Origin of the sequence: Tepidiforma flava, assembly GCF_027594505.1 — a bacterium.
GTDB classification, from domain to species: domain Bacteria; phylum Chloroflexota; class Dehalococcoidia; order Tepidiformales; family Tepidiformaceae; genus Tepidiforma; species Tepidiforma flava.
The window spans coordinates 970,470-995,578 of record NZ_CP115149.1 but is presented as its reverse complement, the minus strand read 5'-3'; the positions used below and the strand labels follow the sequence as shown (position 1 = coordinate 995,578).

Here is a 25,109-nt window from a genome sequence, read left to right as displayed (position 1 = left end):
CATGCCCCCCGGCCCGATCGGCGTCATCGCCAATCCCGCCTCGGGCAAGGACATCCGCCGCCTCGTCGCCCGCGCGCCGGTCTCCGCTGACGCCGACAAGGTGGCCGTCCTCCGCCGCTTCTTCGCCGGGGCCGCGGCCGCCGGCGCCCGCGCCATCTGCTACCTGCCGGGCCCCCACCGCCTCGCCGAGGACGCGCTCGAAGGGTTCGCGCCGCCCCTCCAGCCCGTCCCGCTCCCGGTGCCGTTCACCGGCTCCGCCCTCGACACCCGGAATGCCGCCGCGGCCTGCCGCGACCGGGGCGCCGCCGCCGTCGTCGTGCTCGGGGGCGACGGCACCTGCCGGGCTGCCGCCGCCGGCTGGCCCGGCCTCCCCATCCTCCCCATCTCGACCGGCACCAACAACGTCTTCCCGCTCGCCTGCGAACCCACCGCCGCCGGGGCCGCTGCCGGGCTGGTCGCCGCAGGCCGGGTGCCCATCGAGGCCGCCGCCGTCCGCTGCCCCGTCATCACCGTCGAAGTCGAGGGCGAACCGCCGGACCTCGCCCTCGTCGATGCCGCTCTCGTCGACGGCCTGTTCAGCGGCGCCCGCGCCGTCTGGCGGCCCGGCGAGCTGCGCGCCGCGCTCGTCCTCCGCTCCGACCCGGCCGTCACCGGCCTCGCAGCGGTCGGCGGCATGCTCGGCCTCGCCATGCCCCCCGCGGCCGCCCTCGCCTTCGACTTCGGCGAACCCGGCTGCGCCGTCCGCGTCCCGCTCGCGCCCGGGCTCATCGCCCCCGTCGACGTCCGCAGCTACCGCCCCGTCCCCTTCGGCGAGGCCGTCGAATGGCGCGGCCCCGGCATCCTCGCCCTCGACGGCGAGCGCGAGCGCCGCCTCCTCCCCGGCCAGCGCACCCGGCTCGTCCCGTCGGCCGCCGGCCCGCTCCTCATCGAACCGCGCCGCGCCCTCAGCTGCGCGGCCCGCACCGGCTGCTTCATCGAACCCCTCAGCGGAGCACCCTATGCCGACTGACGTCCTCATCCCCAAGCTGGGCATGACGATGACCGAAGGCACCGTCGCCGAGTGGCTCGTGCCCGATGGCGCGCCCGTCCGCGCCGGCGACATCGTCTACCGCCTCGAGACCGAGAAGATCGAGTTCCAGGTCGAAGCCGAGGCCGACGGCATCCTCCGCCACGCCGTCCCTGCCGGCACCACGCTGCCGCCCGGGGCCGTCGTCGGCTGGATCCTCGCGCCGGGCGAAGCGCCCCCCGCCGGCGCCCCGGCCGCCCCGCCCGGTGACGCTGCAGCAGCGGGCGCGGGCCCCGTCCCGCCGCCGCCCCCGGCCGAAGGCCGCCTCCCCGCCTCGCCCGCTGCCCGCCGGCTCGCCGCCGAACTCGGCGTCCCGCTCGAGGCCGTCCTTGGCACCGGTCCCGGCGGCCGCATCACCGAGGAGGACGTCCGCCGCGCTCACACGGCCCTCGGCGCTACCGCGGCGGCCCCCGCCCAGTCCGCTGAACCGCCAGCCGCCACCCCCGTCGCGCGCGCCCTCGCCCGCGAACTCGGCGTCGACCTCGCGGCGGTCCGCGGCACCGGCCCCGGCGGCCGCATCACGAAGGAGGACGTCGAAGCCGCGGCCGCCCGCCCCGCGCCTGCCGCCCCGTCCCCCGCGCCGGCCGCACCGGCCCCCGCCGCCGGCGAGCGCATCCCGCTCCGCGGCATGCGCCGCACCATCGCCGACCGCATGCACCGCAGCCTCCAGGAGATGGCCCAGCTCACCCTCGGCATGCGCGTCCGGATGGACGAAGCGCTCCGCCTCCGCGAACAGCTCATCGCCGAGTGGCAGCCCGAGGGCATCCGCCCCTCCATCACCGACCTCGTCATCCGCGCCGCCGCGAAAGCCCTCCGCCGCCACCCCGCTCTCAACGCCCGCGTCGAAGCCGACGCCATCGTGCTCGAGCCCGCAGTCCATATCGGCATGGCCGTCGCGCTCGACGCCGGCCTCGTCGTCCCCGTCATCCGCGGCGCCGACGCCCTCAGCCTCCGCGACCTCGCCCGCGAAACCTCCCACCTCGCCGAGGCTGCCCGCGCCGGGACCCTCGGCCTCGATGACTACGCCGGCCAGACCTTCTCCGTCACCTCCCTCGGCATGGCCGGCGTCGAATTCTTCACGCCGATCATCAACCCGCCCAACGTCGCCATCCTCGGCATCGGGCGCGTCGTCGACGACATCGCCTGGGAGGGCGACCGGCCGGTGCGCGCCCGCTCGCTCACCCTCAGCCTCACCATCGACCACCGCGCGGTGGACGGCGCGCCCGGCGCGGCCTTCCTCGCCGAGGTGCGCGATCTCCTCGAGTCCCCCTACCGGCTGCTCGTATGACCGCGCCCGCCCGCTTCGACGTCGCCGTCATCGGCGCCGGCGCCGCCGGCGGCGCCGCCGCCCTCGAAGCCGCGCGCCTTGGCGCCTCTGTCGCCCTCATCGAGGCCCAGCAGCCCGGCGGCTCCTGCGTCCACCACACCTGCATCCCCACGTCCATCCTGCTCGACGCTGCCGAGGGCTTCGCCCGCGCCCGCGAGCTCGCCCTCGCCGGCGTCCTCGCCGCTGGCGGAACGTTCCAGCTCGGCCGCGCGAACGACCGCGCCCGCGCCCTCGTCCGCAGCCTCGCCGCGGGCACCCAAACCGCGCTCCGCCGCGCCGGGGTCCAGCTCATCGCCGGCCACGCCAGCTTCCTCGAGCCGTCGCTCCTCGCCGTCGCCGGGGGCGAGCCGGTCCGCGCCGACGCCGTCGTCATCGCCGCCGGCGCCCGCTGGGAGCCCCTGCGCATCCCCGGCCTCCCCGCCGACCGCCTCGCCACCCCCGACCTCGTCCAAACCTGGCGCGAACCCCCGCCTTCCTGCCTCGTCCTCGGCGGCGGCCCCTCCGGCGGCCTCTTCGCCGTCGAATACGCGGTCCTCCTCGCCCTCGCCGGCTCCGCCGTCACCCTCGCCGCGCCCGGCCCCGCCGTCTGCGCCGGCTTCGACGACGACCTCCAGCCGGTGATCGCCGACGTCCTCGGCGGGCTCGGCATCGCCGTCCACCGCGACGCTGCGCCTTCCGCCGCCGAGGGCGCCGCCGTCCGCCTCGCAGCGCCCGGCGGGGAGGTGGAGGTCGACGCCGCCGTCGTCCTCGCCGCCGACCCGCGCGTCCCCGCGGCCGAGGGCCTCGCGCTCGAACGCGCCGGGCTCGCGGCAGCCCCGGATGGCACCATCCCCGTCGACGAGTCGGCCGCGGCCGGCGCGCCGGGCGTCTTCGCCGCCGGCGACGTCACCGGGCGGGGATGCTCTCCAGCACCGCCGCCGCGATGGGCCGGGCCGCGGGCGCGGGCGCCGCTGGCGACCCCGCCGCTGCCGCCTCGAGGCTGTGCCGCGGCTGGTCCACGCGCTCCCGCCCCTCGCCGCCGTCGGCCGCATCGCCGCCGAAGCGCGCGCCCGCGGCGCCGCTCTCGCCACCGCGACCGTCCCGATGGAAGGCTCCGCGTGGTCTGCCGTGCGCGGCGGCCAGCCCGGCTTCGTCCGCCTCCACGCCGACGCCCGCACCGGCGAAATCCTCGGCGTCCAGGCCGCCGGCCCCGGCGCGCACGAACTGGTCAGCGCCGCCGCCGCGCTCATGCAGGCCGAGGCCACCGCCGGCCAGCTGGCCGCGGCCCTTGCCTGGCACCCCTCGCCCCTCGAGCTCCTCGCCGAGGCGGCCCGCCGCCTCTGAGCGCCGGCTCAGGCGCGCAGCGCGTACACCTCGTAGGTCACCCCGCCCGGCGTCGTCGTGCCCACCCCCACGGCCTGCACGTTGTTCAGCCAGGCGTACTTCTCCGCCCCGGTCTCGAACAGCGGCGTCGAATACACCTTCGTCGTCCCGTCCGCGCCGCGCGCCCCGATGCCCGTATAGGTCACCAGGATGTGCGCCCCGTCTTCCGTCTGGAGCGTCAGCCGCACGTCCAGCTTCATGCTCCCGTCCGGCCGCAGCGTCACCCAGTCGCCGCCCGAGTGGGCGACGATCGTGCCCTTCAGCTTCGGGCCTTCGAACGTGCCGCCCGGCACGCTCACGATGAACCGCGACCCCTGCGGGCCGACCTGGATGATCGTCGGCGGCGCCACCCGCGCCGTCATCGTGAACAGGAACTCCACCGGCAGACTCTCCATCGGCATCGCAGCAACTCCCTTCTCGTGTGCGTTCTTCCTTCAGGGTTCGAAGCAGGCCGCTCCCGCGGCCGGGCCGCGTCCCGCTCCCGGGCGGCCGTATCCTACCCGCCCGCGGCCGGCGCCGCGCTCTCGTGCATCACCACGCTGACTTCTCCCGCCAGCGCATCGTCCCGGATGAGGCGCACCACCTCCTCCGCGATCCGCTCCGGCTGCAGCAGCACGGCGCCCGCCAGCGACGGCTCCAGCCACGCCGCCGGCCGCGTCCCGTCGCCCGTCTTCGCGATGATCGGCGTGTCCACCATCCCGGGCGCCACCGCGTTCACCCGCACGTTCTCCAGCTCTTTCAGGATGGCGCACGACTTCGTGAAGTGGATGACCGCCGCCTTCGAGGCCGCGTACACGGGGTCGAACGGCAGCGGCCCGAGCCCCGCGATGCTCGCCGTGTTGACGACGGCGCCGCCCTCTCCGTGCTCCCGGAACGCCTCCACCGCCGCCCGCGTGCCCATCACCACCCCCGCGGCGTTCACCGCCAGTACCCGGAACACCTTCTCCAGCGGCGCATCCGGCCAGCCCGGCGTGTCGCCCGTCATGATGCCCGCGTTGTTGTGGACGATGTCCAGCCGCCCGAACACCCGCTTCGCTGCCCGGAACGTCTCCGCGACTCCTTCCGGCGTGCCGATGTCGCCCTGCACGAATGCCGCTTCGCCGCCCGCCGCCGCAATCCGCCGCACCGTCTCCTCCCCGCCCGCCGCATCGACGTCGACCACGACGACCTTCGCGCCCTCGCGCGCCAGCCGCTCCGCGCACGCCCGGCCGATGCCCGAGCCCGCGCCCGTGACCAGCGCAACCTTGCCCGCGATCTCCATGCCTGCCTCCCGTGGCGAAAAATCGGCGGGAGTTTATCCTGCTGGACAAAGCTTTGGCCAATGGTCCAGTATGCCGGCGTGGCACGTCCCGTCATCCCTGCGCCGCTCGCCGCCCACCTCGAGCCCCTCCCCCACCTCCGGGCCGGGTTCGAACGCTTCCTCGCCGCCTGCTTCGATACGGACGCCGTGCCCGCCGCCACGCTCGAGCGCTGCCGGCGGCTCGTCGCCGCCCTCCACGGCGCCGCCCCGGCTGCCTGCGGCCCCGCCTTCGCGGAGCTCCCGCCCGGCGAAGCCGAGGCCCTCGCCCGCGGCGAATGCCCGCCCGGCCTCGCTCCCGCCGATGCCCTCGCGCTCGAGATCGCTGCGCACCTCCCCTGGCGCCACCACGACCTGCCCGATGCGCCGGTCCTCGCCTACCGCGAGGCCTGCGGCGAACGCGCCGCCGTCACCCTGCTCGCCGCCCTCGCCATGTTCGATGCCCTCTGCCGGATGACCCGCGCAGCCAGCCGCCTCGAAGGAGCCTGACCGTGTCCACCGTCCCCCGCGTCCCATCCGCCGTCCCCGGCCAGCCGCCCGCCTTCCACACCGTCCTCGCCCACGCGCCCGCCATCCAGCAATCGTTCGCCGCCCTCTACGCCGACTTCTGGATGGACCCCGCCCTCTCCCAGCGCGACCGCGAAATCGCGCGCATCCGCAACGCCCGCGTCACCGCCTGCGGCTTCTGCCGACAGGTCCGCTTCTCCCTCGCGCGCGAGGAAGGCCTCGATGAAGCCACCCTCGACTTCGTCACCGACGCCTACGCCGAGTCCCCCCTCTCCGCCCGCGAAAAGCGCATCCTCGCCTACACCGACGCCATCATCGGCGACCCCGACCGCGCCGACCCGGCCCTCGGCGAAGCGCTCCGCCGCGAGCTCGGCGAGGCCGGCCTCGCCGCCCTCACCCTCGGCGTCGGGCTCTTCCTCGGCCTCGCGAAGGTCCTCATCACGCTCGGCCTCGAACCGGAGCAGATGCCCGTCACCGTGCTGCCCACGCCCGGCTCCGCGGCCTACCGCGCCCCGGCGGTCTCCTAGCCCCGCAGCACCCGCGGCGGCGCACCCAGCCCGAACAGCGTCCCCCGCCCCGTCACGGCGTCGAAGCTCTCCACCATCACCTCCAGCTCGTCCCCGTCATCGAGCGTCACCACCCCCCGGCCGATGGCCGGCACGATGAGCGGCTCGGCCCGGAATGCCCCGCCCCAGCCCTGCACCTTCCCGGGCGGCGTCGGCTTCGTGAACAGCTCCAGCGCCACCCGCTTCCTGAACCCGGCCCGGAGCACTTCCAGCTCCGCCTCGCCTTCCCACCTGCGCATCATTCCCTCCAGCGCATCGGCCGCGTCGATACCCGCGAGAGGCCGTTGCAATCGTTCGCGGCCCACAGTATAGTCGCGCCACTGGCCGTATGGCCAAAAATCTGGCAGGCAGGATAGCCATGGCCGACCCCAACGCCGAACCCGCTCCCCTCACCCGCCCGCCCCGCAAGAAGCGCCACCCCCTCTCCGGCGCCATCTACGAAGAGCTCCCCGGCAACCGCGTCCGCGTCATCAAAGGCGAGGCCTATGGCATCTTCGACGGCTTCACTACCCGCCACCTCGAAGGCCCCCTCACCTACGCCGACCCCCACATGATCATCTGGGTCGGCGGCAAACCCGTCGAAGGCATGGGCCACCGCGCCGAGCGCGCCCGCGGCCTCGAAATCGTCCACGACTGACCCGAAGGAGGTTCCCCCACCATGGCGCTCAAGACCGTCGGCGACCAGGGCCGCCTCACCTCCGCCGGCTACCGCTCCGCCGGCACCCTCTACCAGGAGCTCCTCGACCAGGACTCCCGCCCCGTCCCGCCCGTCCTCCGCCTCGAATCCCCCATCGAGCCCGGCGTCACCCGCGTCCCCGCTGAGCAGTACTACAGCAAGGCCATCCACGACCGCGAAGTCGAGAAGATCTGGAAGCGCGCCTGGCAGATGGCCTGCCGCGAAGAAGACATCCCGAACGTCGGCGACTACATCGTCTACGACATCGCCCATCTCTCCTTCCTCGTCGTCCGCTCCGCGCCGGACCGCATCCAGGCCTTCCACAACGCCTGCCTCCATCGCGGCCGCCAGCTCCGCGAATTCGACGGCCGCGGCGCCCAGGAGTTCCGCTGCCCCTTCCACGGCTGGTGCTGGGAGATCGACGGCTCCCTCAAGGAAGTCGTCTGCCAGTGGGACTTCCCCGAAGTCAACGAGCGCGACTACCGCCTCCCCGAAGTCAAGGTCGGCACCTGGGGCGGCTTCGTCTTCATCAACCCCGACCCGGATGCCGAACCCCTCGAACAGTTCCTCGGCGACCTCCCTCGCCACTTCGAGCGCTGGAACCTCGCCAACCGCTTCAAGCAGGCCCACGTCGCCAAGGTCCTCCGCTGCAACTGGAAGGTCGCGCAGGAAGCCTTCATGGAGGCCTACCACGTCGTCGCCACCCACCCCCAGCTCCTCAACGGCATCGGCGACTCCAACTCCCAGTACGACGTCTTCGGCAACTTCTCCCGCGCCATCACGCCCAACGGCACGCCCAGCCCCCACCTCCGCGACACCCCCGGCCAGCAGGACATGCTCGACGCCATGTTCGACCGCAACCTCGATACGCCGCCGCTCGCCGAGGTGCCCCCGGGCATGGGCGCCCGCCAGTTCGCCGCCATGCTCAGCCGCGAAGGCATGCGCGCCGTCATCGGCGACGACGCCGATACCTACTGCGACGCCGAATACCTCGATTCCATCTACTACACCGTCTTCCCCAACTTCCACCCCTGGGGCGCCTTCAACCGCATCACCTACCGCTTCCGGCCCCACGGCGACAACCCGGACGAGTGCATCATGGAGTGCATGTTCCTGGCGCCGTGGCCGAAGGGCGAACCCCGGCCGCCCGCCGCGCCCATCCACTGGCTCGGCCCCGATGACGACTGGGCCGATGCCCCCGAGCTCGGCATGCTCGCCCGCGTCTTCAACCAGGACACCTTCAACATCCCGAAGGTCCAGCTCGGCCTGAAGACCATGCGCCGGCCCGAGGTCGTCTTCGCCAGCTACAACGAAACCAAAATTCGCCACTTCCACCAGCTCTACGACCGCTGGATGGAGCTCGAATAGCCGCCATGACTCCCGCCGGCGCGCTCAGCTGGCTCGAACACCCGCCCGCGCCCGGTGCGCTCGCCGAAGCCCTCGCCGGGGCCGGCGCAGCCACCGCTGAGGAGGCCGCGGCCCTCGCCGACGCCGTCGACGCGGCCCGCGCCGGCCTCGAAGCCGCCGCCCGCGCGGCCTTCGCCGGCGCGCCCGTCAGCCGCTCGACCGCCGCCTTCCACAGCGCCCTGCCCGACCTCCGCCCCTTCGTCCTCTACCGCCTGCCCGGCCTCCTCGATGAGGCCGGCATCGCCCGCCCCGGCGAACTCCGCACCCTCGCCGGCTCCGCCTCCCCGGGCTGGCTCGCCGCCCAGGCGCTCCGCCAGCTCGCCGCCCTCGCCGGCGCAAGGGAAGCCGTCCGCCGCCTCGCGGCCGGCGACCTCCCGCCGGCCGCCTTCCCCGCTGCCGTCCGCAGCGCGGCCGCCGCCGCTGCTGCCGCCCGGCCCGCCGCTGCAGTTCAACCGGAGGAGCCCCGATGACTGCCACCTCGACCCGCCGCTACCGCGACTGGCGCGACGAGTTCGAGTCGCGCAAGAAGAGCCCCGCCGAAGCCCTCGAAGCCGTCCAGGAAGGCCACCTCGTCGGCCTCGGCATCCTCTGCCCCGGCGTCCTCACCCAGGCCCTCCTCGAGCGCGCCCGGAAGCTCGAACGCGTCGACATCCGCTGCCTCGCCCCGCGCGAAGTGCCCCTCTTCGCCCCCGACGGCCCCAAAGGCGAGAAAGAGATCGAACTCTTCATCGGCGACGCCCTCCGCCCCGCCCACGACCAGCGCATCGCCACCTACCTCCCCAACACCTTCATGCTCGGCTTCAAGGCCTTCGATGCCGGCCGGCCCGAGGCCCGCATCCCCGATGTCTTCCTCGTCGCCGTCTCGCCCCCGAACGAAAAGGGCTACGTCAACTTCGGCCCCCACATGTGGCACAAGAAGGCCTACGTCCGCCGCTGCCGCCACACCATCGCCGCTATCGACCCCAACATCGAGCCCGTCTTCGGCGACACCTGGATCCACGTCTCCGAGATCGACACCTTCGTCGACGGCGCCATCCAGCCCGTCGACCTCGCAGCCGTCCGCCGGCGCATCGAGACCCAGGCCCCGCCCGAACACAGCGACGCCCTCCTCGAGATCTTCAGCCAGGCCTCCCCCGACCAGGTCGCCCTCGTCGAGGACATGTTCCACCTCATGCCGCCCGGCATCCTCCAGCAGGCCTTCGGCCTCGCCGAGGTCGACTCTGCCGCCCAGGCCATCGCCGACCACCTGAAGACGCTCATCCGCGACGGCGACACCATCCAGGTCGGCGTCGGCCAGCCCAGTTCCCTCATGTTCAAAGCCGGCGCCTTCGACCACGCCCGCGACCTCGGCCTCCACACCGAACTCGGCTCGCCCGGGCTCGCCCGCCTCTGGGAGCAGGGCGTCCTCACCGGCGCCCGCAAATCCATCCACCGCGGCCGCGCCGTCGCCACCGCCTGGACCGGCTGCGACGGCACCGACCTCCGCATCATCGCCGGCAACCCCGCCTTCGAACTGTACGACTCGAACTACCTCCTCAACCCCCTCCTCATGGCCCAGAACCGCCAGATGACCTCCATCAACAGCGCCATCGCCGTCGACCTCCTCGGGCAGGTCGCCAGCGAAGACCGCTTCGGCGGCCATATGGTCAACGGCACCGGCGGCCAGCCCGATGCCCACCTCTCCGCCGCCCTCTGCCCCGACGGCCGCGCCATCACCGTCCTCCGCTCCACCGCCCTCGAAGGCACCGTCTCCAAGATCGTCGCGCAGCACCCGGAAGGCACCCTCGTCACCGTGCCGCGCTACCTCGCCGATACCGTCATCACCGAGTACGGCATCGCCCGCCTGCTCGATAAGAACCACCGCCAGCGCGCCGAAGAGCTCATCGCCATCGCCCATCCCGATTTTCGCGCCGAGCTCCGCGCGCAGGCGAAGCAGCTCTGGGGCAGCCTCGAATGAGCGAGCCCGCCCCGGAGCCCGGCGCCCCGCCCGCCGCCGCCGGCCGGCTCGCCGGCAAAGTCGCCGTCGTCCTCGGCGCCTCCTCCGGCATCGGCCGCGCGGCCGCCCTCCGCTTCGCCCGCGAAGGCGCCGCCGTCATCGCCGCCGCCCGCCGCCTGCCCGAGCTCGAATCCCTCGCCGCCGAATGCGGCGCCATTCCCGTCGTCTGCGACATCACCCGCGACGACCAGGTCGAGGCCCTCGCCCGCGCCGCCCTCGACCGCTACGGCACCCTCGATGTCGCCCTCAACTCCGCCGGCTTCGAGCAGAGCACCCCCATCCGCGACCTCACCCCCGAGCGCCTCCACGCCATGGCCGCCGTCCAGTTCCTCGGCGCCGTCTCCTTCATCCGCCACATGGCCAACGCCATGGCGAAGACCGGCGGCGGCTCCCTCATCACCATCTCCTCCATCACCGCCCGGCTCGTCGGCGAAGGGCTCGCCGCCTACGGCGGCTCCAAGGCCGCCGTCAACCACATCACCCGCATCGCCGCCCTCGAATACGGGCCCCAGCGCGTCCGCGTCAACGTCGTCTCCCCCGGCCTCATCGAAACCCCGATGACTGCCCACATGTTCATCCCGCCCGTCGTCCGCGCCTTCACCCGCGAAACCCCGCTCCGGCGCATGGGCACCATCGACGACGTCGTCGAAGCCGTCACCTGGCTCGCCTCCGATGCCTCCAGCTTCGTCACCGGCCACGACCTCCCCATCGACGGCGGCCAGCTCACCCGCCGGCTTCCCGGCCGCGACGACTTCCTCGCACCCGGCTGATTGTTGACTGTCTCACTCGACTTTCTCGGGCCGCCGATCTACACTCGAGCCGGCGGCACCCGCCGCCTATCCCCAGCCCACCCCAGGGAGGTCGTCCATGGCCGAAATCGCATCCCGCGGCTACGCCCACCCCGAAGTGCTCGTCTCCACCGACTGGGTGGCCCAGCACCTCGATGACCCCGCCATCCGCATCATCGAATCCAACGAAGACCCGCTCCTCTACCCCTCCGGCCACATCCCCGGCGCCGTCCAGGTCGACTGGGCCGCCGACCTCAACGACCCGCTCCGCCGCGACTACCTCGACCGCGCCGGCTTCGAAAAGCTCGCCAGCCGCATCGGCATCACCCCCGACACCACCGTCGTCTTCTACGGCGACAAGAACAACTGGTGGGCCTGCTACGCCTTCTGGGTCTTCCAGCTCTTCGGCCACAAGAACGCCAGGATCATGGACGGCGGCCGCCTCAAATGGGAAAAAGAAGGCCGCCCCCTCGTCCGCGAAGTCCCAACCTACCCGCCCACCCGGTACGAGGCTCCCGAGCGCGACGATTCCAAAATCCGCATCTTCCGCGACGAAGTCCTGAAGAAGCTCGGCACCGGCGTCAAGCTCGTCGACGTCCGCAGCCCGCAAGAGTACTCCGGCGAACGCACCCACATGCCCGAGTACCCGCAGGAAGGCGTCCTCCGCGGCGGCCACATCCCCGGCGCCAGGAACGTCCCCTGGGCGCGCGCCGCCAACCCCGAAGACGGCACCTTCAAATCCGCCGCCGAACTCAAGGCGATCTACGAACAGGAACAGGGCCTCAGCCCGGACGACGAAGTCATCGCCTACTGCCGCATCGGCGAGCGCAGCTCCCACACCTGGTTCGTCCTCACCTACCTCCTCGGCTACCCCAACGTCCGCAACTACGACGGCTCCTGGACCGAGTGGGGCAACTCCGTCGGCGTCCCCATCGAACGCTGACCTTCGCTACGCTTGGATCATCACGGCGCGGCGGGCGGCCCGGCTGCCCGCCGCGTCCACTCCCCGGAGCGTCCCCATGGCCCAGCCCCCCAAAGCCTTCCAGCAGGTCATCGACGATTTCGCCTTCGCTGACCGCCAGGAGCGGATCGAGATGCTCATCGAGTACGCCGACCGCTTCCAGGAAGTCCCCGAGCGCATCGCGACCCGCCCCTTCCCCGAAGAGCACCACGTCCAGAAGTGCGAATCCGATGCCTACGTCTGGGCCGAAGACCTGCCCGACGGCACCCTCAAATTCCATTTCGCCGTCGAAAACCCGCAGGGCCTCTCCGCGAAAGCCTGGGCCGTCATCCTCGATGAAACCCTCTCCGGCCAGCCCCTCGAAGAAGTCGCCGCCGTCCCCTGCGACAGCGTCTTCACCGTCTTCGGCAAAGAAGTCTCGATGGGCAAAGGCATGGGCCTCATGGGCATCGCCGATATGGTCACCGCCTTCGCCCGCCAGCGCCTCGCCGCCCGCAAATCGCCCGCCTGAACCGCCCGCGCGACGTAACACAAATGTTCGTTGACCGCGCCCACCCCGCGCCGTAGCATCGGAAGAGCACCCCGGGGACGCAGGAGGCCATGCCGAAATTCATCTTCGTCACCGGCGGCGTCGTCAGCTCCGTCGGGAAGGGCATCACCACCGCCAGCCTCGGCCGAATCCTCAAATCCCGCGGCATCAACGTCTCCATCCAAAAGCTCGACCCCTACCTCAACGTCGACCCCGGCACCATGTCCCCCTACCAGCACGGGGAAGTCTTCGTCACCGTCGACGGCGCCGAAACCGACCTCGACCTCGGCCACTACGAACGCTTCATCGACCAGGACCTCGAAGCCGCCTCCTCCGTCACCTCCGGTCAGGTCTACCTCGCCGTCCTCGAACGCGAGCGCCGCGGCGATTACCTCGGCGGCACCATCCAGCAGGTCCCCCACCTCACCAACGAAATCAAAGCCCGCATCTACGGCGTCGCCGAGCGCACCGGCTGCGACGTCCTCATCTGCGAAGTCGGCGGCACCGTCGGCGACATCGAGGGCGAAACCTTCATCGAAGCCATCCGCCAGATCCGCCACGAACAGCCCCGCGATGCCACCCTCTCCGTTCACGTCTGCTTCCTCCCCTGGGTCGGCGCCACCGGTGAGCTGAAAACCAAGCCCACCCAGCACTCCGTCCGCGAACTCCGCTCCAAAGGCATCCAGCCCGACGCCATCGTCCTCCGCAGCGACCACCCCGTCCCCCGCGACATCACCGAGAAGGTCGCCCTCTTCTGCGACGTCGAACCCCGCGCCGTCATCCCCATGGAAACGGCCGATACCATCTACGAAGTCCCCATCACCCTCGAAGAGCGCGGCCTCGGCGATTTCGTCCTCGACCGCCTCGGCCTCACCGGCCAGCGCGACCTCGCCGAGTGGCGCGACCTCGTCTACCGCCTCAAACACCCGAAGCGCACCGTCGAAGTCGCCGTCGTCGGCAAATACGTCGAACTCCGCGATGCCTACATCTCCGTCAAGGAAGCTCTCGTCCACGCCGGCATCGCCCACGAAGCCGATGTCGCCATCCGCTGGGTGCCCGCCGAAGCCCTCGAAACCCGCCCGCCCGCCGACCTCCTCGCCGGCGCCGACGGCATCGTCGTCCCCGGCGGCTTCGGCGAACGCGGCTGGGAAGGCAAGATCCGCGCCGCCGAATACTGCCGCACCACCGGCACGCCCTACCTCGGCCTCTGCCTCGGCATGCAGGCGCTCGTCACCGAATTCGCCCGCAACGTCGCCGGTCTCGTCGGCGCCAACAGCACCGAGTTCGACCCGGAGACGCCCCATCCCGTCATCAGCCTCCTCGAAGAGCAGCACGGCGTCGTCAACCTCGGCGGCACCATGCGGCTCGGCGCCTACCCCTGCCGGCTCCTGCCCGGCAGCGTCGCCCACCGCGCCTACGGCGCCGACCTCGTCAGCGAGCGGCACCGCCACCGCTGGGAGTTCAACAACGCCTACCGGCCCCGCCTCGAAGAAGCAGGCCTCCGCGTCAGCGGCACCTCGCCCGATGGCGCTCTCGTCGAAATCTCCGAAGTCGCGGCCCACCCGTTCATGCTCGGCACCCAGTTCCACCCCGAACTCCAGAGCCGGCCGAACCGCCCGCACCCGCTCTTCCGCGAATTCGTCGCCGCCGCGCTCGCCCGCCGCCCCACCGGCGCCGCCGCCCCCGCCACCGCCTGAACCCCCGCGCCGCCGCGGCTACTCCAGGTGCAGCGCCCGCCGCACCTCCGGGTTCTGCAGGTCCAGCTCGAACGTCTTGTATTCGTACTGCGCCCCCGTCTCCGGCGCATGCCCCACCTTCGTCTCCCCCACCTTCAGCACGCCCCACGAAATCATGCTGTTCACCAGGTTCTTCACGTCCGTCTCCTCGCGCCGCACCACCGGCTTCAGCGTCTCCACGATCCGGTTGAACGTCAGCCAGCCCACGCCCGGCCGGTACCGCTCATCGTGGATAGCGACGATGACCCTGTGCCGCTGCTCCTCACTCAGGTCGTTGTAGTTGAACCGGCCGTAGTCGTACCGGCCCGGCTCCGGCCCCGTGTTCCGCGGCCGCTCGATCGCCTCCGCGCGCTCCGTCGGCAGGTACAGCCAGTCCGTGAAGTCCGCGTTCACCATCTTCACGAGCCCGGACTCGTGGAGCGCCCGCGCAAAGTCGCCCGCCCGGCCCCGCGCCAGCCGCTGGAAATCGGCCTGCGGCATCCGCTTCTGCAGCTCCTGCCCCACCAGCGAAAGCGGCAGGTCGCGCCCGTCCCGCCGGAAGTCCTCCACGATGGCGATGATGTGGCCGAGCACATCCGCGATCTCCCGCGGCTCCGCCGAGACCGGTCCCTTCGCCTGCGCCAGCTCCAGCGCCCGCGCCGCCGCCGCCGCCAGCCGCGGCTCGATCTTCGCCACCGGCGCCGGCTCCTTCGCTGGCGCGGCCGCCGCCCGCTCCACATCCGGCTCCACGTCCAGGTCGTAATACAGCACCACATCCGCCTGCTGCACCAGCTGCGCCGAGGTCGCCCAGGAGACCCCGATCACCACCACCCGCTTCCCCCGCGCCCGCAGCAGCATCACCACGTGGAAAAAGCTGTGGTCGCCCGAGGCGATGACGAACGTGCCGATGTTCGGGTAGAGGTGGCTCGCCTCCACGCAGTCCACCGCCAGCTTCACATCCACCGAATTCTGGATGCGCACATCCCCCTCGGCCGTCGTGTACCGCCGCGTCAGCACGTACACCGGCTCCAGCCCCGCCGTGTACAGCGAGGCCGGGTCGCCCGCCTGCACCGGGTCCATCCAGTCGGCGTAGGCCCGCGCATAGGCCACCCGCCCGAACCGCTCCGCCGCCTCCCGCAGCGCCGTCACGTTCGGCCTCCGGTTCCGCTGCATCAGGCTGAACTTCAGGTTCTCCCAGTCCACCAGCAGCGCCACGTCCTCGTGGCCCGGCCCGTTCGTCGGCTCCCGCATGCGCCGATCCTACCCCATCCGCCAGCCGCCGCCCGTGTCATGGGTCGAACCTGTCACTAGACATTAGGCAGGCCTAACTTCTATGTTTCGAACTGCCGATATCGCGCGGCAGCGCGCCGCTTCCCCGGGGTCCCTGCATGGTCTACGCCCTCCTCATCACCTTCCGCGAAGGCCTCGAAGCCGCCCTCATCATCGGCATCGTCCTCTCCTGCGTCCGCCGCGCCGACGCGGGCGCCAGCACGCGCCCCGTCTGGCTCGGCGCCGCCCTCGCCGGCGGCCTCAGCCTCGGCGCCGCCCTCACCCTCGAAGCCCTCGCCGTCGAGCTGCCGGGCCGCTGGCAGGACGCCATCGAAGGGTTCGCCATGCTCCTCGCTGCCGCAGTCCTCACCTGGATGCTCGCCTGGATGCGCCGCCAGTCGGCCACCATCGGCCGCGACCTCCGCCAGCGCGTCGACCGCGCCCTCGATGCCGGCGCGGGCTTCACGCTCGGCCTCCTCGCGTTCACCGCCGTCGGCCGCGAGGGGCTCGAAACCGCCCTATTCCTCTTCGGGGGCAGCGGCCGCGCCGAGTCCGCCGCCCTCTACTGGGCCGGCGCCGCCGCCGGCCTTGCCCTCGCCGCCGCCGTCGGCGCCGCCATCTACCGCGGCGCGAAGACCCTCCCGCTCCGCGCGTTCTTCGATGTCTCCGCCGCCGCGCTCGTCCTCCTCGCTGCCGGCATGGTCCCCAACGCCCTCAAAGAGCTCCACGAAGCCGGGTTCATCGCCGCCCTCGGCCCCCGCCTCTGGGATACCTACACCCTCCTGCCCGACAACTACGGCCCCGGCCGCTTCCTCGGCACCCTGCTCGGCTACGATGCCAGCCCCTTCGCCGGCCAGGTCATCGCCTACGCCGCCTACCTGGCCATCGCCGCCGTCGTCTTCTTCCGCGCCGCCCGCCCGGCGCACCCCACCCCCGCCCCCGCTGGAGTACGCGCCGCATGACCGCCCGCCCGCTCGCCAGGTTCGCTCCGCTCGCCGCTGCCGCCCTCCTCGCCGCCGTCTCCCTCGCCTGCTCCGGCAGCGAAGGCCGCCGCATCGATATCGCCGCGGGCGAAGGCCCCGGCAGCGCCATGTACTTCGAGCCGAACACCATCACCGTTCAGCCCGGCGAAAAAATCACCTTCTACGTGCGCAACGACGGCTCCGGCGACCACGAGTTCGAATCCGACGAAGCCGCCATCGAAGAAGTCGTCATCCCGAAGGGCCGCCTGCGCAAAATCACCTGGACCGCCCCCCAGCGCGGCGAATATCCCATCTACTGCGACATCACCGGCCACCGCCAGGCCGGCATGGAGCTCATCGTCCGCGTCCAGCCCGCGCAGTAACGGCCCGGCCCCGGCCCGTTACAACCCCATATCAACGACGGTCAAGATCGATCCGCAGCGCCCCGCCTGTGGTACGTTGACTGCGCCGAATCCCGGCGCCCGCCGGGAACGGGGGACCCACCCACTGGGGTGCATCCTTCCGGGCTGGAAGGACGGCGACTTCCGACGCCGAACCCGTCAGCTAACCCCGTAGGCGTTCGGAGGAGCGTTGCCTCCTCTCATCCTTCCGCACCGGCCGCGGCTGCTCCGCAGCCCGGCCCCACCGCGCACAGGAGGAACGCGCATGCAGTACGCCATCTCCCCGTCCACCATCCTGCCCCGCCGCACCGTCTACCGGGAGGCCGAGTTCAGCCTCACCCGCGTCGTCGAAGCGGCCACCCGCCTCCGCTCCTGGGCCCTCATCTCCGGCGAGCGGATCGTGGGCCTCCCCTTCGTCCGCGTCCGCGGCGACCTCACCTGCGAGGTCCACCTCCCCGTCGACGGCATCGTCCAGCCCCACCCCCAGACCGGCGTCGCCGCGCACGAAGCGCCCGAGTCGCCGGCCGTCTCCCTCCGGGTCGTCCGCTTCGACGAAGTCCGCGCCGTCATCCGCGAGCTGAGCAGCGAAATCGCCGTCGATTGCGGCCTCGCCGGGCCGGTCGAGTTCCACCCTTCCACCGCCGAGTTCACGCACGGCACCCTCCTCTGGCCCGTCCACCGCCTCTCGCCGGCCCTCGCGCCGTCCGTCGCCATCCCCGGCAACCGCGTCCTGGAGGTGGCCTCTTGATGCGGCTCCGCCGCTGGCGGACCGCGGCCGCCGCAGCACTGGCCGCCGGCGCCCTCGCGCTGGCGGCCTGCGGCGGCGGCGACGAACCCGCGCCCACCCCCACGCCCGCCAGCGGCGAAACCCCCGCCGACACCCCGGCCGCCACCGCGACGCCCGGGGCAGCGAGCCCCACCCCGGCCGCCAGCCCCACCCCCGTCGTCTTCACGCCGACCTTCACCTGCGCGAACCCCATCGCCCCGCTCGAGGCGCGCCTCCACCGCGGCGAAGCGGTCGAGCTCCAGGGCCGCGTCTTCGGCACGGCCGACCGCAACGGCGATGCCGTCCTCGCCGTCGGCGCCTCCCTCGATGCCCTCCTCCGCGTCGAAGTCATCATCCCCGCCGCCAGCCGCGCCAGCTTCCCCGGCGACCCGGCCGTCGGCTTCGCCGCCCGCGACGTCTGCGTCCGCGGCACGGTTGAAGATCGCGGCGGAATCCTTACCATCACCGCCACCTCGCCCGGCGACATCACCGTCGTCGAATGACCCCGGAGGTTCCCATGGCCATCTCCATCATCACCATCGCCCGCCAGGTCGGCACCGGCGGTGAGGAGGTCGCCCGCATCGTCGCCGAGAAGCTCGGCTACCGCCTGCTCGACTACCGCATCGTCCAGGAAGCCGCCATCGAAGCCGGCGTCTCCCCCGAGACGATCGCCGAGGCCCAGCGCCGGCCGTCGTTCTTCGCCCGCATCATCGAAGCCCTCGCGCGCAACCCCGGCGCGGGCGCCGTCCAGTGGGGCGAACCCGTCAACATCGGCGCCACCCCCATCCTCACCTCCGCCGACTACCGCCAGCTCGTCCAGCAGGTCGTCGAAGACTTCGCCGCCGCCGGCCGCGTCGTCTTCCTCGGCCACGGCGCCCAGTTCATGCTCCACGAGCGGCCCGACGTCTTCCGCGTCCTCGTCGCCGGCAGCGAGGGCCACCGCGTCCGGCGCCTCATGCAGCAGATGGCCTGCGACGAAGCTACCGCCCGCGACGTCGCCCAGCGCACCGACCGCGAGCGCGTCGCCTACTTCCGCGAATACTTCGGCGCCGAATGGCTCAGCCCCGCCAGCTACGACCTCGTCGTCAATACCGACCGGCTCGAACCTGAGGCGGCAGCCCGCGTCGTCCTCGGCGCGGTCGAACTCCTCCAGCCTGCCGCCGTCTAAAACTCGACCGAGCCGCCGCCGCTGCCTAGTCTGGGGTGCGAAGCCCGTCCGCTTCGCACCCCTCGCACGTCCGGAGGCCCCCGTTGGACTGGTGGCGCATCGTCCACGTCCTCTCCCTCATCTGGCTCGGCGCCGGCCTCGGCGCCACCTACCCCCTCATCCTCCGGGCCTGGGCCACGAAGGACCTCCGCTACCGCGCCACCCTCCTCATCGAGGCCGCCAACAACGAGACCCGCGTCCTCCTCCCCGGCGCCATGGCCAGCGGCATCACCGGCTTCTTCTGGGCCGTCGCCGCCGAGTACAACTTCCTCAAGGATGCCTGGCTCGGCATCCTCACCCTCCTCTACATCTTCTTCTACTTCGTCTGCCTGCCCCTTCTCGGGTTCGGCCTCCGGCGCGCCCGCCTCGCCGCCCTCGTCGCCCAGAAGAAGGGCGAAGAAACCGAAGAACTCCGCACCGTCCTCGAAGACCGCGTGCCGATCGTCTTCGGCACCATCCTCGTCCTCAGCGTCCCCCTCCTCGCCTGGCTCGCCGTCTTCAAACCCTTCTGACCGGCGCCGGCCCGCCTCAAAACACCAGCGGCGCCTCCCCGCCTCCCGCTTCCCGCCTCCCGCCTCCCGCTTCCCGCTTCCCGCTTCCCGCGCCCACCCAGCGCAGCAGGTCGACCGGGTCGAACGGGCCGATCGCATCCGCCTCGCCCGGCGCGTACTGCACCGGCCGCCGGTGCGCATCGCCCGCCGGCAGCGCCGTCAGCTCCGCCCGGTAGACGAGCGCCAGCTCCCAGCCGTCCGCATCGAACGGGAACGAGAGCGCGTCCGCGATCTCCAGCGCCGCGACCGCGCTGTCGCACCAGTCGTCCGCCAGCGCCGCCGCCGTCTCGTACGGGTTCTCCCCGTAGCCCATCACCGTCCACGGCAGCCAGCGGCCCCGCAGCCCCGGCGCCTCGACCTCGAACACCGTCAGCCGCCCCTCGAACACCGGCACGAGGTAGACCGCGACGTGTGCCCCGCCCGGCGTGAACGTCGCCTGCGGCTTCCCGAAGAACGCCTGCGTCACCCGGCTATCTTCCCGCCCCGGCCGGCCGCCGTCGATGCGCCCCTCAGCCGAGGATGCCGGCGAACGTGCCCTCGTCGAGCGGCCCGACCGCTGCCAGCACCGCGTGCGCCGGGTCGAGCACCCGCCGGCCCGCGTCGAGCACCTCGTCCGCCGTCACCGCATCGAACCGCGCCACCGCCTCGTCCACCGTCAGGATGCGGCCCCGGAGCAGCTCCTGCGAACCGAGCCAGCCTGCCACCGCGCGCGTATCCTCCATCCGCAGCTGGATGCGGCCCTTCGCCATCTCCTTCGCCTTCTGGAGCTCCGCCGGCGAGATGCCGGCCAGCAGCTTCGCCGCCTCCTCCAGCGTCGCCTCCGCCGTCACCCGCGCGTTCTCCGGGTCGCAGCCCGCGTAGATCGTCAGCGAACCCGCATCGCGGTACTCGCTCGTGTAGCTGTGGATGTCATAGACCAGCGCCCGCTCCTCCCGCAGTTCGAGGAACAGCCGGCTCGACATCCCCTCGCCCAGCAGCATGTTCAGCAGGCTCACCGCGAACCGCTCGTCGCTGTCGAGCGGCACCCCCGGGAAGCCGAAGCAGAGGTGCGCCTGCTCCGTTTGCTTCTCCCGCACGCGGAGGCGCGGCGCGCCGTCCCGCGGCACCGCCGGGAACCAGCCGCCCGGCTCCGCCGCCGGCACTGCGCCGAGCCACCGCTCCGCCGCGGCCACCACCTCCGCGTGGCGGATGTTCCCCGCCACCGCCAGCACCATGTTTCCCGGCACGTACTGCTTCCTGAAGTACCGCACCACCGCCTCCAGCGGCAGCGCCTGCACGCTCTCCGGCGTTCCGCCGATCTCCCGGCCCAGCGGCTGCCCCGGCCAGAGCGTCTCATCCGCGAGAATCGCGCTCATCTCCGCCGGGCTGTCCTCGATGCCCGCCAGCTCCTCGAGGATCACCGCCCGCTCCTTCTCCAGCTCCGCCGCGTCCATCACCGGCGCCGTCACCATATCCGCGAGGATGTCGATCACCGTCATCGCCGCCGTATGCGGCACCTTGGCGTAGTAGAGCGTCGCCTCCCGGTCCGTCGCCGCGTTGTGCACCCCGCCCACCGATTCGATCGCTTCCGAAATCTCCCGCGCCGTCGGCCGCCGCGAGGCCCCCTTGAAGAGCATGTGCTCGAGGAAGTGCGAAAGCCCCGCCTCCTCGTCACGCTCGTAGCGGCTCCCCGCCCCCACGTAGATGCTCACCGTCGCCGAGCGCGTGTGCGGCAGCTCCGCCGTCACCACCCGCAGCCCGTTCCCGAGAACCGTGCGCTGATACATCGAAACTCCCCTGCCCGCCCGGGCACCACGCCGGATCCTACGCGCGCGCCCGCCTTGCCGCGAATCGGCCCGCGAAACCTGTTCGTAACACCGGCGCAATTCCCCCGAAATCCCCTCCCCCTACCCTGACGGCAGCACGCAGGACTTCCCGGCTGCGCCCCGCGAAACACGAACTTCATCGTTCCGGCACCCCCCGGCCCGTGGCCGTAGCCCCGCGCCGGGCGACAATCGGGAAGCCAGCCCACCACACCGCCAGAGGAGTTCGATGACCCCAGAGGAAATCAAGGCCTACTGCGAACAGCACGGCGTCCGCTTCGTCGACATCAAATTCGTCGACCTGTTCGGCCAGTGGCAGCACATCACCCGCCCCATCCGCGAACTGAACGACTGGACCGACTACAACCGCTCCCCCTGGCGGAACGGCTACGGCTTCGACGGCTCCTCCGTCCGCGGCTTCCAGAAGATCGAGGAGTCCGACATGCTCCTCATCCCCGACCCGGACACCGCCTTCATCGACCCCTTCATCCAGGTCCCCACCCTCTCCGTCATCGCCAACGTCGAAGACCCGGTCTCGCGCCAGCCCTACACCCGTGATGCCCGCTACATCGCGAAGAAGGCCGAGCAGTACCTCCGCGAAACCGGCGTCGGCGATACCGTCTACATCGGCCCCGAACTCGAATTCTTCGTCTTCGATGAAGTCCGCTTCGACAACCGGATGCACACCGCCTCCTACATCGTCGATTCCGACGAGGGCATCTGGAACTCCAACGCCGAGGCGACCCTCCGCGGCGACCTGAACCAGGGCTACCGCCCCCGCGTCAAGGGCGGCTACTTCCCTGTCGCGCCCCACGACTCCCAGACCGACATCCGCAACGAGATGGTCGAAGTCATGGAGGAGTGCGGCATCCAGGTCGAACTCCACCACCACGAAGTCGCCACCGCCGGCCAGGGCGAAATCGACATGCGGTTCGACACCCTCACCCGCATGGGCGACAAGGCCCTCCTCTACAAGTACATCGTGAAGAACGTCGCCAAGCGGAACGGCAAAGTGGCGACCTTCATGCCCAAGCCGCTCTTCGGCGATAACGGCTCCGGCATGCACACCCACCTCTCCATCTGGAAGAACGGGGTGAACCTCTTCGCGGGCGAGGAATACGCCGGCATCTCGAAGCTCTGCAAGCACTACATCGCCGGCCTCATCCGCCACGGCCGCGCCCTCATGGCCATCGCCGCGCCCACCACCAACAGCTACAAGCGCCTCGTCCCCGGTTACGAAGCGCCCGTCAACCTCGTCTACTCCGCGCGCAACCGCTCCGCGGCCTGCCGCATCCCGCTCGTCAGCCCCGACCCGCGGCAAAAGCGCGTCGAATTCCGCCCGCCGGACCCCTCCGGCAACCCCTACCTCACCTTCGCCGCCATCCTCATGGCCGGCCTCGACGGCATCATCAACGAATGGGACCCCGGCGAGCCCCTCGATAAGGTCAACCTCTTCGACCTCAGCCCCGACCAGCTCGCCAGCATCCCCACCGTCGCCCAGTCGCTCGATGGCTCGCTCAAAGCCCTCGAAGAAGACCACGAGTTCCTCCTCAAGGGCGGCGTCTTCACCGAAGACGTCCTCGAAACCTGGATCGCCTACAAATACGAGAACGAGGTCGATCCCATCCGCATGCGCCCCCACCCCTACGAGTTCGAACTCTACTTCGACGCGTAGGCCCCGGCGCTCCGTTCGCTACCGGCGGCGGCTCCCCCCAGGGGAGCCGCCGTTTCGCTTTCCCGCCGGGCCTGCTACCGTAGCCCGCCACCCGCGCCGGAGGCCCGCCTGATGCCCCGCACCATCGCCTTCCTCCTCTTCGACGGCGCCGAAGAGCTCGACGTCGCCGGCCCCTGGGAGATCTTCACCATGGCCGAAGAGCTCCAGCCCGGCACCGTCCGCTGCTACACCGCCAGCGAAACCGGCAGCCCCGTCACGTGCGCCAAGGGGCTCCGCGTCCTCCCGGACTTCGCCTTCGCCGAAGCCCCGCCCGCCGACATCGTCATCGTCCCCGGCGGCATCGGCACCCGCCGCGAGCGCCGCAACCCCGCGTTCCTCGCCGCGCTCGAACGGCTCCGCGCCAGCGCCGGGGTCACGGCCTCCGTCTGCACCGGCGCCCTCGTCCTCGAAGCCGCCGGCCTCCTCGATGGGCGCCGCGCCATCACCCACCGCGTCGGCATTCCCATCCTCCGCCAGAACCCCCGCATCACCGTCGTCGAAGGCGCCCGCTACCTCGATGAAGGCGACATCGTCACCGCCGCCGGCGTCTCCGCCGGCATCGACATGGCGCTCCACCTCGTCCGCCGCTTCTGGGGCGCGGAGCTCGCCGCCCGCGTCCGCGAGGCCGCCGAGTACTACCCTGAGCCGGACGAACCGCCCGCTCAGCCCCCGAGCAGCGATTCCGCGGCCCGCCGCTCCTCCGCGTAGGGGTCCCGCTCCAGCCCGCTCTCCCGGTCGAACACCATCGTCGGGCGCGACTCCGCGTCGTACGGCTCCCACCGCCCGATGCCCGCGTGCGACGGGTCGCCGCCGCGCGCGAACGCGATCCACGCGTCCATCATGTTCGCCGAGAGCCGCTCCGCATCCGGCCCCGTCCCCGCGAAGCGGTCCTGCCCCGGCGCGTCCAGCGTTCCGAACACGAACGGCATCTCCAGCGCGTGGCAGGCGCCCAGCGCACCCCGCCGCGCGGGCGAGGCGTAGGTGAAGAAGTAGACGTACGTGCGCGGCTCGTGCTTCCGCTGCGCCAGCGCCAGCCGCAGCGCGTTCTGCCGGAAGATGCCCTCCGACCAGAGCGCATCCAGCACGTCCAGGTTGTCCGCCGGCAGGCCCCGCCCCCGCCGCGCCTCCCGCACCGCCGCGATCGCCGCCCGCAGCCGGTCCGGCGCAGCCCCGGGGAAGAGCGCGCCCGCCGCCCGCTCGAGGGCCGCATCGTCCATCGGCTCCCGCTGCTGCATCGCGAAGAACAGCTTCGCCTCATCCCGGTTCGTCCCGATCATCACCGGGATGCCGGCCGCCGCGCCGGCCGCCACGGCCTCCAGCGGCTGCTGCGGCAGCGTCTCCCCGTCGACCATCGGCGCGAAGAGCATCGTGCCGAAGCCCCGCGCCGCCGCCACCTTCGCCTGCGCCTCCAGCAGCCGGTCAGCGTCCAGCGTCAGCAGCCCCTCCGCCGCGGGCAGCCCGGCTGCTTCCGTCACCCGGTCCACCACCTGCCCCGCCTCCTCCGGGCGCGCCGCCCGCCCCGTCCCGCTCTGCAGGATCGCCTTGTGGAAGAGGCCCCGCGCGGCCGGCATCGCCAGCAGCGTGCCGACCGCTGCCGCGCCCGCCGATTCGCCGAACACCGTCACGTTCCGCGGGTCGCCCCCGAAGGCCGCGATATGGTCGTGCACCCAGCGCAGCGCCGCGATGGCGTCGAGCTGGCCGCAGTTGTTCGCCAGTCCCCGGCCCGGGAGGCGCGTCGACGGGTGCAGGTAGCCCCACGCGCCCAGCCGGTAGTTGATGGTCACCACCACCACATCGCCCCGCCGCGCGAGCGGCCCCCCGTCGTACAGCGCCTCCGAACCGCTCCCGTGGGTGAAGCCGCCGCCGTGAATCCAGAACAGCACCGGCCGCCGCCGGCTGTCGCACGCCGGGGTGAAGATGTTCAGGTAGAGGCAGTCCTCGCTCTGCGGTCCGCTCGCCGCGAACCCCGGGATCGGGTGGCCCGTCTGCCGCGCCGCCGGCCCCGGCTTCGAAGCCGGCCGCGTCCCCGGCCACGCCATCGGCGGCAGCGGCGCCTTCCAGCGCAGCGGCCCCGCCGGCGCCGCCGCATACGGCACCCCGAGGAAGGCCGCATGGCCCGCGCGCGAAACCCCCTCCAGCCGCCCGAAACTGGTCTCGACGATCGGCATCCCCGTTGCTCCCTGCCCGGCGTTGGCCGGCATTCTACCCGCGTCACCCCCGCGTCAAGTTGCGTCGACAAG

At 72.1% G+C, this 25,109-nt stretch carries 28 protein-coding genes, 1 pseudogene and 1 riboswitch; of the genes and pseudogenes, 22 read left to right on the top strand and 7 right to left on the bottom strand.

The window, feature by feature from the left end:
• The first annotated feature begins 1 nt into the window (after position 1).
• The 4 genes and pseudogenes from O0235_RS05955 to O0235_RS05940 all read left to right on the top strand — a co-directional run bounded on the left by O0235_RS05955 (position 2) and on the right by O0235_RS05940 (position 3,716).
• On the top strand, positions 2-1,009 hold the full coding sequence (locus O0235_RS05955; protein WP_270057624.1) for an NAD(+)/NADH kinase: 1,008 nt from the start codon (positions 2-4) through the stop codon (positions 1,007-1,009).
• A complete protein-coding gene (locus O0235_RS05950; RefSeq protein ID WP_270057623.1) occupies positions 999-2,354 on the top strand; it encodes a dihydrolipoamide acetyltransferase family protein in 1,356 nt (451 codons plus the stop codon). The genes O0235_RS05955 and O0235_RS05950 overlap by 11 nt, the downstream gene beginning before the upstream one ends.
• Positions 2,351-3,229 (top strand): annotated as a pseudogene (locus tag O0235_RS15700) (FAD-dependent oxidoreductase); the annotation flags it as partial. The gene O0235_RS05950 and the pseudogene O0235_RS15700, both read left to right, overlap by 4 nt.
• A 145-nt stretch (positions 3,230-3,374) precedes the next feature.
• Positions 3,375-3,716, top strand: coding sequence for an oxidoreductase dimerization domain-containing protein (locus O0235_RS05940; RefSeq protein ID WP_270057621.1), 342 nt, complete (start codon positions 3,375-3,377; stop codon positions 3,714-3,716).
• 8 nt (positions 3,717-3,724) lie between these two features.
• On the opposite strand, the gene O0235_RS05935 is transcribed toward O0235_RS05940, so the two are convergent.
• Together O0235_RS05935 and O0235_RS05930 are read right to left on the bottom strand one after the other, a co-directional pair.
• Positions 3,725-4,156: a DUF3237 domain-containing protein gene (locus O0235_RS05935; RefSeq protein ID WP_270057620.1), complete on the bottom strand. Its 432-nt coding sequence runs from the start codon at positions 4,154-4,156 to the stop codon at positions 3,725-3,727.
• A 95-nt stretch (positions 4,157-4,251) separates the two neighbouring features.
• Positions 4,252-5,016, bottom strand: a complete 765-nt coding sequence (locus tag O0235_RS05930; protein ID WP_270057619.1) for an SDR family NAD(P)-dependent oxidoreductase — start codon at positions 5,014-5,016, stop codon at positions 4,252-4,254.
• Positions 5,017-5,094: 78 nt separating this feature from the next.
• Between O0235_RS05930 and O0235_RS05925 the strand changes: the two genes are divergently transcribed.
• Both O0235_RS05925 and O0235_RS05920 read left to right on the top strand, forming a co-directional pair.
• Positions 5,095-5,541 (top strand): hypothetical protein, encoded by a 447-nt coding sequence (locus tag O0235_RS05925; RefSeq protein WP_270057618.1) that lies wholly within the window; start codon positions 5,095-5,097, stop codon positions 5,539-5,541.
• 2 nt (positions 5,542-5,543) lie between these two features.
• Positions 5,544-6,086 (top strand): carboxymuconolactone decarboxylase family protein, encoded by a 543-nt coding sequence (locus O0235_RS05920; protein ID WP_270057617.1) that lies wholly within the window; start codon positions 5,544-5,546, stop codon positions 6,084-6,086.
• On the opposite strand, the gene O0235_RS05915 is transcribed toward O0235_RS05920, so the two are convergent.
• A complete protein-coding gene (locus O0235_RS05915; protein WP_270057616.1) occupies positions 6,083-6,367 on the bottom strand; it encodes a hypothetical protein in 285 nt (94 codons plus the stop codon). The genes O0235_RS05920 and O0235_RS05915 overlap by 4 nt on opposite strands.
• Positions 6,368-6,483: 116 nt before the next feature.
• On the opposite strand from O0235_RS05915, the gene O0235_RS05910 reads away from it, so the two are divergent.
• The 8 genes from O0235_RS05910 to pyrG all read left to right on the top strand — a co-directional run bounded on the left by O0235_RS05910 (position 6,484) and on the right by pyrG (position 14,179).
• Entirely contained in the window at positions 6,484-6,762 is a 279-nt protein-coding gene (locus O0235_RS05910) for a hypothetical protein (RefSeq protein WP_270057615.1), read from the top strand.
• A gap of 21 nt (positions 6,763-6,783) precedes the next feature.
• The gene (locus O0235_RS05905) at positions 6,784-8,169 is read left to right on the top strand and encodes an aromatic ring-hydroxylating oxygenase subunit alpha (protein WP_270057614.1); all 1,386 of its coding nucleotides are present in this window, start codon (positions 6,784-6,786) and stop codon (positions 8,167-8,169) included.
• A gap of 5 nt (positions 8,170-8,174) precedes the next feature.
• The gene (locus O0235_RS05900; RefSeq protein ID WP_270057613.1) at positions 8,175-8,678 is read left to right on the top strand and encodes a hypothetical protein; all 504 of its coding nucleotides are present in this window, start codon (positions 8,175-8,177) and stop codon (positions 8,676-8,678) included.
• A complete protein-coding gene (locus O0235_RS05895; protein ID WP_270057612.1) occupies positions 8,675-10,165 on the top strand; it encodes an acetyl-CoA hydrolase/transferase family protein in 1,491 nt (496 codons plus the stop codon). The genes O0235_RS05900 and O0235_RS05895 overlap by 4 nt, the downstream gene beginning before the upstream one ends.
• Positions 10,162-10,974, top strand: a complete 813-nt coding sequence (locus tag O0235_RS05890) for an SDR family NAD(P)-dependent oxidoreductase (RefSeq protein WP_270057611.1) — start codon at positions 10,162-10,164, stop codon at positions 10,972-10,974. Before O0235_RS05895 ends, O0235_RS05890 begins: the two co-directional genes overlap by 4 nt.
• 97 nt (positions 10,975-11,071) lie before the next feature.
• Positions 11,072-11,935 carry a sulfurtransferase gene (locus O0235_RS05885; protein WP_270057610.1) on the top strand — a complete coding sequence of 288 codons (864 nt, stop codon included), beginning with the start codon at positions 11,072-11,074 and terminating at the stop codon, positions 11,933-11,935.
• A gap of 76 nt (positions 11,936-12,011) precedes the next feature.
• Positions 12,012-12,464 (top strand): SufE family protein, encoded by a 453-nt coding sequence (locus O0235_RS05880; RefSeq protein WP_270057609.1) that lies wholly within the window; start codon positions 12,012-12,014, stop codon positions 12,462-12,464.
• Positions 12,465-12,553: 89 nt separating this feature from the next.
• Positions 12,554-14,179, top strand: a complete 1,626-nt coding sequence (gene pyrG, locus O0235_RS05875; RefSeq protein WP_270057608.1) for a CTP synthase — start codon at positions 12,554-12,556, stop codon at positions 14,177-14,179.
• A gap of 18 nt (positions 14,180-14,197) precedes the next feature.
• On the opposite strand, the gene O0235_RS05870 is transcribed toward pyrG, so the two are convergent.
• On the bottom strand, positions 14,198-15,448 hold the full coding sequence (locus O0235_RS05870; RefSeq protein WP_270057607.1) for an NYN domain-containing protein: 1,251 nt from the start codon (positions 15,446-15,448) through the stop codon (positions 14,198-14,200).
• A gap of 137 nt (positions 15,449-15,585) precedes the next feature.
• Here O0235_RS05870 and O0235_RS05865 point away from each other — a divergent pair, with 137 nt between their 5' ends.
• The 6 genes from O0235_RS05865 (at position 15,586) to O0235_RS05840 (ending at position 19,314) form a co-directional block, all read left to right on the top strand.
• On the top strand, positions 15,586-16,428 hold the full coding sequence (locus O0235_RS05865; RefSeq protein WP_270057606.1) for an FTR1 family iron permease: 843 nt from the start codon (positions 15,586-15,588) through the stop codon (positions 16,426-16,428).
• On the top strand, positions 16,425-16,811 hold the full coding sequence (locus tag O0235_RS05860) for a cupredoxin domain-containing protein (RefSeq protein WP_270057605.1): 387 nt from the start codon (positions 16,425-16,427) through the stop codon (positions 16,809-16,811). Before O0235_RS05865 ends, O0235_RS05860 begins: the two co-directional genes overlap by 4 nt.
• A 73-nt stretch (positions 16,812-16,884) precedes the next feature.
• Positions 16,885-17,022, top strand: a riboswitch (cyclic di-AMP (ydaO/yuaA leader).
• Positions 17,023-17,094: 72 nt separating this feature from the next.
• A complete protein-coding gene (locus O0235_RS05855) occupies positions 17,095-17,577 on the top strand; it encodes a hypothetical protein (protein ID WP_270057604.1) in 483 nt (160 codons plus the stop codon).
• On the top strand, positions 17,577-18,098 hold the full coding sequence (locus O0235_RS05850; protein WP_270057603.1) for a hypothetical protein: 522 nt from the start codon (positions 17,577-17,579) through the stop codon (positions 18,096-18,098). Before O0235_RS05855 ends, O0235_RS05850 begins: the two co-directional genes overlap by 1 nt.
• Before the next feature lie 14 nt (positions 18,099-18,112).
• On the top strand, positions 18,113-18,763 hold the full coding sequence (locus tag O0235_RS05845) for a cytidylate kinase-like family protein (protein WP_270057602.1): 651 nt from the start codon (positions 18,113-18,115) through the stop codon (positions 18,761-18,763).
• 83 nt (positions 18,764-18,846) lie between these two features.
• Complete coding sequence (locus tag O0235_RS05840; RefSeq protein WP_270057601.1) at positions 18,847-19,314, top strand: DUF2269 family protein; 468 nt, start codon at positions 18,847-18,849, stop codon at positions 19,312-19,314.
• Positions 19,315-19,330: 16 nt separating this feature from the next.
• Here the strand turns inward: O0235_RS05840 and O0235_RS05835 are convergent, their stop codons facing one another.
• Positions 19,331-19,819: a hypothetical protein gene (locus O0235_RS05835; protein ID WP_270057600.1), complete on the bottom strand. Its 489-nt coding sequence runs from the start codon at positions 19,817-19,819 to the stop codon at positions 19,331-19,333.
• 43 nt (positions 19,820-19,862) lie between these two features.
• Positions 19,863-21,119, bottom strand: coding sequence for a M16 family metallopeptidase (locus tag O0235_RS05830; RefSeq protein ID WP_270057599.1), 1,257 nt, complete (start codon positions 21,117-21,119; stop codon positions 19,863-19,865).
• Positions 21,120-21,384: 265 nt separating this feature from the next.
• On the opposite strand from O0235_RS05830, the gene glnA reads away from it, so the two are divergent.
• Together glnA and O0235_RS05820 are read left to right on the top strand one after the other, a co-directional pair.
• The gene (gene glnA, locus O0235_RS05825; protein ID WP_270057598.1) at positions 21,385-22,830 is read left to right on the top strand and encodes a type I glutamate--ammonia ligase; all 1,446 of its coding nucleotides are present in this window, start codon (positions 21,385-21,387) and stop codon (positions 22,828-22,830) included.
• A gap of 111 nt (positions 22,831-22,941) precedes the next feature.
• The gene (locus tag O0235_RS05820; protein WP_270057597.1) at positions 22,942-23,577 is read left to right on the top strand and encodes a DJ-1/PfpI family protein; all 636 of its coding nucleotides are present in this window, start codon (positions 22,942-22,944) and stop codon (positions 23,575-23,577) included.
• Here the strand turns inward: O0235_RS05820 and O0235_RS05815 are convergent.
• Positions 23,532-25,037 (bottom strand): carboxylesterase/lipase family protein, encoded by a 1,506-nt coding sequence (locus O0235_RS05815; protein ID WP_270057596.1) that lies wholly within the window; start codon positions 25,035-25,037, stop codon positions 23,532-23,534. The genes O0235_RS05820 and O0235_RS05815 overlap by 46 nt on opposite strands.
• Between the last annotated feature and the right edge of the window lie 72 nt (positions 25,038-25,109).

Coding starts and splice junctions, on each gene's coding strand:
- O0235_RS05955 (WP_270057624.1), top strand. CDS start 2: ATGCCCCCCGGCCCGATCGGCGTCATCGCCAATCCCGCCTCGGGCAAG.
- O0235_RS05950 (WP_270057623.1), top strand. CDS start 999: ATGCCGACTGACGTCCTCATCCCCAAGCTGGGCATGACGATGACCGAA.
- O0235_RS05935 (WP_270057620.1), bottom strand. CDS start 4,156: ATGCCGATGGAGAGTCTGCCGGTGGAGTTCCTGTTCACGATGACGGCG.
- O0235_RS05930 (WP_270057619.1), bottom strand. CDS start 5,016: ATGGAGATCGCGGGCAAGGTTGCGCTGGTCACGGGCGCGGGCTCGGGC.
- O0235_RS05915 (WP_270057616.1), bottom strand. CDS start 6,367: ATGATGCGCAGGTGGGAAGGCGAGGCGGAGCTGGAAGTGCTCCGGGCC.
- O0235_RS05910 (WP_270057615.1), top strand. CDS start 6,484: ATGGCCGACCCCAACGCCGAACCCGCTCCCCTCACCCGCCCGCCCCGC.
- O0235_RS05905 (WP_270057614.1), top strand. CDS start 6,784: ATGGCGCTCAAGACCGTCGGCGACCAGGGCCGCCTCACCTCCGCCGGC.
- O0235_RS05900 (WP_270057613.1), top strand. CDS start 8,175: ATGACTCCCGCCGGCGCGCTCAGCTGGCTCGAACACCCGCCCGCGCCC.
- O0235_RS05895 (WP_270057612.1), top strand. CDS start 8,675: ATGACTGCCACCTCGACCCGCCGCTACCGCGACTGGCGCGACGAGTTC.
- O0235_RS05890 (WP_270057611.1), top strand. CDS start 10,162: ATGAGCGAGCCCGCCCCGGAGCCCGGCGCCCCGCCCGCCGCCGCCGGC.
- O0235_RS05885 (WP_270057610.1), top strand. CDS start 11,072: ATGGCCGAAATCGCATCCCGCGGCTACGCCCACCCCGAAGTGCTCGTC.
- O0235_RS05880 (WP_270057609.1), top strand. CDS start 12,012: ATGGCCCAGCCCCCCAAAGCCTTCCAGCAGGTCATCGACGATTTCGCC.
- pyrG (WP_270057608.1), top strand. CDS start 12,554: ATGCCGAAATTCATCTTCGTCACCGGCGGCGTCGTCAGCTCCGTCGGG.
- O0235_RS05870 (WP_270057607.1), bottom strand. CDS start 15,448: ATGCGGGAGCCGACGAACGGGCCGGGCCACGAGGACGTGGCGCTGCTG.
- O0235_RS05865 (WP_270057606.1), top strand. CDS start 15,586: ATGGTCTACGCCCTCCTCATCACCTTCCGCGAAGGCCTCGAAGCCGCC.
- O0235_RS05860 (WP_270057605.1), top strand. CDS start 16,425: ATGACCGCCCGCCCGCTCGCCAGGTTCGCTCCGCTCGCCGCTGCCGCC.
- O0235_RS05855 (WP_270057604.1), top strand. CDS start 17,095: ATGCAGTACGCCATCTCCCCGTCCACCATCCTGCCCCGCCGCACCGTC.
- O0235_RS05850 (WP_270057603.1), top strand. CDS start 17,577: ATGCGGCTCCGCCGCTGGCGGACCGCGGCCGCCGCAGCACTGGCCGCC.
- O0235_RS05845 (WP_270057602.1), top strand. CDS start 18,113: ATGGCCATCTCCATCATCACCATCGCCCGCCAGGTCGGCACCGGCGGT.
- O0235_RS05830 (WP_270057599.1), bottom strand. CDS start 21,119: ATGTATCAGCGCACGGTTCTCGGGAACGGGCTGCGGGTGGTGACGGCG.
- glnA (WP_270057598.1), top strand. CDS start 21,385: ATGACCCCAGAGGAAATCAAGGCCTACTGCGAACAGCACGGCGTCCGC.
- O0235_RS05820 (WP_270057597.1), top strand. CDS start 22,942: ATGCCCCGCACCATCGCCTTCCTCCTCTTCGACGGCGCCGAAGAGCTC.
- O0235_RS05815 (WP_270057596.1), bottom strand. CDS start 25,037: ATGCCGATCGTCGAGACCAGTTTCGGGCGGCTGGAGGGGGTTTCGCGC.